Consider the following 6,779-nt stretch of genomic DNA (forward strand, 5'->3'; position numbering starts at 1 on the left):
GGGCGGCAAATCACACCGGGGCCCGGACTCGTCCGGGCCGGCGCCTCACATCGTGCGGATGGCCACCGCGTCGCAGAGTCCCTGGAGCGCCGCCTTGGCCGCGCCCTCCGGCAGCGGGGCGAGCAGCGCGCGCGCCTCCTCGGCGTGCCGCAGCGTCTCCCGGCGGGCGTGCTCCAGCGCCGGGTGGCGGCGCAGCAGCCGCAGCGCCTCGGCGTGCAGCTCGTCGTCGCCGAGGTCGGAGCCGATCAGCTCGCGCAGCCGCAGGTCGGCCGGGTCCGACTCGTCCACCGGCATCTGCCGCAGCAGCAGGGTGGGCAGGGTCGCCACGCCCTCGCGCAGGTCGGTACCGGGGGTCTTGCCGGACTCGTGGCCGTCACTGGCGATGTCGAGCACGTCGTCGGCCAGCTGGAACGCGATGCCGATGCGCTCGCCGTACGCGCTGAGGATGTCCGTGACCCAGGGCTCGGCGCCGGCCAGCAGTGCTCCTATCCGGCAGGAGACGGCGATCAGCGAACCGGTCTTGCCGGCGAGCACGTCGAGGTAGTGGTGCAGCGGGTCGTCGTCCGGGCCGGGACCGGCCGTCTCCAGGATCTGGCCGGTGACCAGCCGCTCGAAGGCGTCGGCCTGCACGCGGACGGCCTCCGGGCCGAGGTCGGCGAGCACCTGGGAGGCACGGGAGAAGAGGAAGTCGCCGGTGAGGATGGCGACCGAGTTGTCCCAGCGCGAGTTGGCGCTGGGGGCGCCGCGGCGCACGGGGGCCTCGTCCATCACGTCGTCGTGGTAGAGCGTCGCGAGGTGGGTCAGCTCGACGACGACGGCGGCCGGCACCACACCGGGGGCGTTGGCGTCACCGAACTGGGCGGCGAGCATCACCAGCAGGGGGCGGAAGCGCTTGCCGCCCGCTTCCATCAGGTGGCTGGCGGTGACGGTCACGAAGGGGACGTCGCTCTTCACGGCCTCGATGAGTGCGGCCTCCACCGCGTCCATCCCGGCCTGGACGTCACGGGTCAGATCGCGGTCCTGCACGCTGAGCCCAAAGGGTCCCACGACGGTCACGAAGACCACTCCTCTGTCCCTGGTCGATCTAGCGGCCTGGTCCCTGAGTGCCGCCGCTGGCCATACAGGCAGGGTATCCGGTCGCGAGTGGATCACTGCACGGGCGTGCGGATCCTGTCATGGTCGGGCCGGACGCGCTGGTCGGAGCCGGTCCGGGAGCGGCGCGTCCGGGCCGCGCGGATGCGCGCGCGGCCCGGACGGCGGAGCGCCGGCGGGTGGCCGGCCCGGGGCTCAGCGGACGAAGAGCGAGGCCTTCGACGCCAGGTCCAGGAAGTACTGCGGAAGCAGGCCGAGGCCGAGGGTGACGAGGACTCCGAAGCCGATCGCGGTGGCCGTGAAGGCGCTCGGAATGGCCACGGTCGGGCCGCCCGGCTGCGGGTCGGAGAAGAACATCAGCACGATCACCCTGATGTAGAAGAACGCGGCCACCGCCGAGCTGAGCACACCGACGATCACCAGCGGGGTCGCCCCGCCCGCCGCCGCGGCCTGGAAGACCGCGAACTTCCCGGTGAAGCCCGAGGTGAGCGGGATCCCCGCGAAGGCCAGCAGGAAGAGCGCGAAGACCGCCGCGACCAGCGGCGAACGCCGGCCCAGCCCGGCCCAGCTGGACAGGTGGGTGGCCTCGCCCTTGGAGTCGCGCACCAGGGTGACCACGGCGAAGGCGCCGAGCGTCACGAAGGAGTACGCCAGCAGGTAGAACAGCACCGAGCTGAGGCCCTGCTTGTTGGTGGCGATCACACCGGTCAGGATGAAACCGGCGTGCGCGATGGAGGAGTAGGCGAGCAGCCGCTTCACGTCCTGCTGGGTGACGGCCAGGATCGCGCCGACCACCATGGTCAGGATCGCCACGCCCCAGAGCACCGGCCGCCAGTCCAGCCGCAGGCCCGGGAAGGCCACGTAGAACAGCCGGAGGAAGGCGCCGAACGCGGCCACCTTGGTCGCGGCCGCCATGAAACCGGTGACCGGGGTCGGCGCGCCCTGGTAGACGTCCGGCGTCCAGGAGTGGAACGGCACCGCGCCGACCTTGAAGAGCAGGCCGACCGCGAGCATCGCCAGGCCCACCAGCAGCAGCGCGTCGTTCTGGGTGGTGGAGAGCAGGGCCGGGGTGGCCAGCGCCTTGCCGGAGATGACGTCCGCGATGTCGCCGAGCCGCACGCTGCCCGCGTACCCGTACAGCAGGGCGGTGCCGAACAGGAAGAACGCCGAGGCGAAGGCGCCGAGCAGGAAGTACTTGACCGCCGCCTCCTGGGAGAGCAGCCGGCGGCGGCGGGCCAGCGCGCAGAGCAGGTAGAGCGGGAGGGAGAAGACCTCCAGCGCCACGAACATGGTCAGCAGGTCGTTGGCCGCGGGGAAGAGCAGCATGCCGCCGACCGCGAACATGGTCAGCGGGAAGACCTCGCTGGTGCCGAAGCCCGCCCGGACCGCGGCGCGCTCCTGCTCGCCGCCTGGGGTGGCGGCGGCCTGCGCCGCGAAGGCGTCGGCCGGCTCGCCGCCGGCCTTGGGCTCCAGCCTGCGCTCGGCGTAGGTGAGCACCGCGACCACGGCGGCCAGCAGGATCACGCCCTGCAGGAAGAGCGCCGGGCCGTCCAGCGCGACCGAGCCCATCGCCAGCAGGTCGACCTTGGTGGAGCCGTAGCCCTGGGAGGCGAGCACCACGACGGCGGTGAACGCGCCCGCCAGGCCGAGCAGGGCCAGCCAGACCTGCGCCCGGTGACGGTGCCGGCGCGGGACGAAGGCCTCCAGCAGGACACCTGCGACGGCGGTGGCGAACACCACCAGCATCGGGGAGAGCAGCCCGTACTCGATGTGCGGCGCCGGGATGCTCTGGGTGTTGCCCCCGGCGGCGGCGAGGCTGTTGCCGCCGGCGGCGGCGAGCCATCCGGTGGTGCTCACTTGTGCTCACCTCCTGAGGTGGCGTCTCCGTGGGCGGCGACCGGGTGGGCCGGCGCCGGGTCGGACTGGTGAACCTGCGAGAGGGTCGCGTCCACCGCCGGGTTGACGATGTCGGTGAGCGGCTTCGGGTAGACGCCGAGCAGGACGGTCAGCGCCACCAGCGGGGCGACGACGGCGAGCTCGCGCACCTTGAGGTCGGGCATGCTGCGCACCCCGTCCTTGACCGGGCCGGTCATGGTGCGCTGGTAGAGCAGCAGCGCGTAGAGCGCCGCGAGCACGATGCCGAAGGTGGCGACGATGCCGATCGCCGGGTACCGGGTGAAGGTGCCGACCAGGACGAGGAACTCGCTGACGAACGGCGCCAGGCCGGGCAGCGAGAGGGTGGCCAGGCCGCCGATCAGGAACGTCCCGGCGAGCACCGGGGCGACCTTCTGCACGCCGCCGTAGTCGGCGATCAGGCGGGAGCCGCGGCGGGAGATCAGGAAGCCGGCCACCAGCATCCACGCGGCGGTGGAGATGCCGTGGTTCACCATGTAGAGGGTGGCGCCGCTCTGGCCCTGGCTGGTCAGCGCGAAGATGCCCATGATGATGAAGCCGAAGTGCGAGATGGAGGCGTACGCGACCAGCCGCTTGATGTCCTTCTGGCCGATGGCGAGCAGCGCGCCGTAGATGATCCCGATCACCGAGAGGACGAGGATCGCCGGGGCGAAGGTCTTCGAGGCGTCCGGGAAGAGACCGAGGCAGTAGCGGAGCATCGCGAAGGTGCCGACCTTGTCGACCACCGCGGTGATCAGCACGGCCGTTCCGGCGGTGGACTCCCCCATCGCGTTCGGCAGCCAGGTGTGCAGCGGCCAGAGCGGGGCCTTCACCGCGAAGGCGAAGAAGAAGCCGAGGAACAGCGCCTTCTCAGCGGTGCCGCTGAGCACCAGCCGGCCGTCGGCGATCGCACCGGTCAGCGTCGGCAGGTCGAAGGTGGCGAAGCCCTGGTCCTGCGCGATCACGTACAGGCCGATCACGGCGGCCAGCATGACCAGGCCGCCGAGCAGGTTGTAGAGCAGGAACTTCACCGCGGCGTACGAGCGCTGACGTGACGACTCGGGGCCGCCGGCCCTGTCGCCGAAGCCGCCGATCAGGAAGTACATCGGGATCAGCATGGCTTCGAAGAAGACGTAGAAGACGAAGACGTCGGTGGCGTAGAAGGAGACGATCACCATCGCCTCGACCGCCAGGATCAGGGCGAAGAAGCCCTGGGTGCGCCGGCGGTTCTCGAAGGTGCCGTCCGGCGCGGCCGGCCCCGGGTCGGCGTCGTGCCAGGAGGCCAGCATCACGATCGGGACCAGCACCGCGGTGAGCAGCGCCAGCACGGTGCCGATGCCGTCCACGCCGAGCGAGAAGGTGATGCCGAAGGAGCGGATCCAGCTGTGGGACTCGGTCAGCTGGTAGCGCGCCCCGCCCGGCTCGAACCGCCCGGCCACGGCGGCGGCCAGGGCCAGGGTGACGGCCGAGACACCGAGCGCGACGGCCTTGGTGGTCCGCCGCCGGGCCTCGGTGGACCCGGCGGGCAGCGCGGCGGTGAGCACCGCGCCGGCCGCCGGGACGGCGCAGGTGGCGGACAGCAGGTAGCTCATGCCGCCACCCCTCCCCCGGCCACCGGCCGGGGGGACCCCCGACGCCCGGCGGGCGCGTCCGCCCACCCGCACCTGTCGGTGACTCGTTCTCCCCCGGCCGTCGGCCGGGGGAGACCCCACCGCTCGCTCACGGGCCGTACCCCCCAACGGATTTCGGGCCTATTCATCAGACGGACCTCATCAGGAGAGTCGTGGCGACCAGCACCAGCGTGCCGCCGAACATGGAGAGCGCGTACGAGCGGACGTAGCCGTTCTGGATCCGCCGCAGCCGGCTGGAGATGCCGCCGATGGCGGCGGCCAGTCCGTTGACGAAGCCGTCCAGGCCGCGGCTGTCGAAGTAGACCAGGGCCGCGGCGAGCGCCGAGCCGGGCCGGACCAGGACGGCGTGGTTGAAGTCGTCCTGGAGCAGGTCACGACGGGCGGCCCGGGTGAGCCCGGAGCCGACCGGCGGCACCACGGGGACGGCGGAGCGCCCGTACATCAGGTACGAGACCACGACGCCGGCCAGCATGCAGACCGTGGCGAGCAGGGTGACCGTCAGTGCGGAGAGCGGCGAGTGGCCCTCCTCGTGACCGGTGACCGGCTCCAGCCAGTCGAGGAAGGAACTGTTCAGGACGAACAGCCCGCCCGCGAAGACCGAGCCGAAGGCCAGCACGATCATCGGGATCGTCATGGTGCTCGGCGACTCGTGCGGGTGCGGGTCGTGACCCTCGGCGTCGGGCTGCCAGCGCTTCTCGCCGAAGAAGGTCAGGATCATCACCCGGGTCATGTAGAACGCGGTGACGGCCGCGCCGACGAGGGTGCAGAGCCCGAGGATCCAGCCCTCGGTGCCCCCCTTGGCGAAGGCCGCCTCGATGATCTTGTCCTTGGAGAAGAAGCCGGACAGGCCGGGGAAGCCGATGATGGCCAGGTAGCCGAGGCCGAAGGTGACGAAGGTGACCGGCATGTACTTGCGCAGGCCGCCGTAGTGACGCATGTTCACCTCGTCGTCCATGCCGTGCATGACCGACCCCGCACCGAGGAACAGCCCGGCCTTGAAGAAGCCGTGTGTGACCAGGTGCATGATCGCGAAGGCGTAGCCGATCGGGCCGAGGCCGGCCGCCAGGATCATGTAGCCGATCTGCGACATGGTCGACCCGGCCAGCGCCTTCTTGATGTCGTCCTTGGCGCAACCGACGATCGCACCGAAGAGCAGCGTGACCGCGCCGACCACCACCACGGCGGTCTGGGCGTCCGGCGCCAGGTTGAAGATCGCGCCGGAGCGGACGATCAGGTAGACGCCGGCGGTCACCATGGTGGCCGCGTGGATCAGGGCCGAGACCGGGGTCGGGCCCTCCATGGCATCCCCGAGCCAGGACTGCAGCGGCACCTGGGCGGACTTGCCGCAGGCCGCCAGCAGCAGCATCAGGCCGATCGCCGTCAGCTTGCCCTCACTGGCCTGGCCGGCGCCCTGGAAGACCGGCCCGAAGGCGAAGGACCCGAACTCCGCGAACATCAGCATGATCGCGATGGAGAGGCCCATGTCGCCGACGCGGTTGACGATGAACGCCTTCTTGGCGGCCGTCGCGGCGCTCGGTTTGTGCTGCCAGAAGCCGATCAGCAGGTACGAGGCGAGGCCCACGCCCTCCCAACCGACGTACAGCAGGAGGTAGTTGTCGGCGATCACCAACAGCACCATGGCCGCCAGGAACAGGTTCAGGTACGCGAAGAAGCGGCGCCGGCGCTCGTCGTGCGCCATGTACCCCACCGAGTAGAGGTGGATCAGCGTGCCCACGCCGGTGATCAGCAGGACGAAGGTGATCGAGAGCTGGTCGACCAGGAACGAGACGTCGGCCTGGAAGCCGTTCACCGGGATCCAGGTGTACAGGAATTTGGTGACGGCGCGTTCCTCGGCAGGGCGGCCCAGCATGTCCGAGAACAGGGCGAGCCCGAAGCCGAAGGAGAGCGCGGCCAGAGCGGTGGCGAGCCAGTGACCGAAGCGGTCGAAGAACCGGCCGCCGAGCAGCAGCAGGGCAGCACCGGCCAGCGGAGCCGCCACCAGCAGCGGAATGAGAGAGTTCACCGAAGGCCCTCCGCCTACAGCTTCATCAGATTGCTGTCGTCGACCGAAGCGGAGTGCCTGGTCCGGAAGATGGAGACGATGATGGCGAGGCCGACCACGACCTCGGCCGCCGCGACCACCATGGTGAAGAACGCGGCGGC

General features: G+C 70.9%; 5 protein-coding genes. All 5 read right to left on the reverse strand.

What is annotated here, in order from left to right; translation table 11 throughout:
• Positions 1-45: 45 nt before the first annotated feature.
• The gene (locus C2142_RS15930) at positions 46-1,056 is read right to left on the reverse strand and encodes a polyprenyl synthetase family protein (RefSeq protein WP_148643258.1); all 1,011 of its coding nucleotides are present in this window, start codon (positions 1,054-1,056) and stop codon (positions 46-48) included.
• A gap of 231 nt (positions 1,057-1,287) precedes the next feature.
• Positions 1,288-2,877, reverse strand: coding sequence for an NADH-quinone oxidoreductase subunit NuoN (gene nuoN, locus C2142_RS15935; RefSeq protein WP_241003207.1), 1,590 nt, complete (start codon positions 2,875-2,877; stop codon positions 1,288-1,290).
• A gap of 68 nt (positions 2,878-2,945) precedes the next feature.
• Positions 2,946-4,577, reverse strand: coding sequence for an NADH-quinone oxidoreductase subunit M (locus C2142_RS15940; RefSeq protein WP_148643260.1), 1,632 nt, complete (start codon positions 4,575-4,577; stop codon positions 2,946-2,948).
• Positions 4,578-4,743: 166 nt separating this feature from the next.
• Positions 4,744-6,639 (reverse strand): NADH-quinone oxidoreductase subunit L, encoded by a 1,896-nt coding sequence (gene nuoL, locus C2142_RS15945; RefSeq protein ID WP_148643261.1) that lies wholly within the window; start codon positions 6,637-6,639, stop codon positions 4,744-4,746.
• Between the two features lie 14 nt (positions 6,640-6,653).
• The coding region (locus C2142_RS39880) for an NADH-quinone oxidoreductase subunit K (protein ID WP_241003208.1) at positions 6,654-6,779 on the reverse strand (126 nt) is incomplete at its 5' end.

Origin of the sequence: Streptomyces sp. CB01881 (assembly GCF_002953255.1) — a bacterium.
Taxonomy (GTDB): Bacteria; Actinomycetota; Actinomycetes; order Streptomycetales; family Streptomycetaceae; genus Kitasatospora.

Coding starts and splice junctions, on each gene's coding strand:
- C2142_RS15940 (WP_148643260.1), bottom strand. CDS start 4,577: ATGAGCTACCTGCTGTCCGCCACCTGCGCCGTCCCGGCGGCCGGCGCG.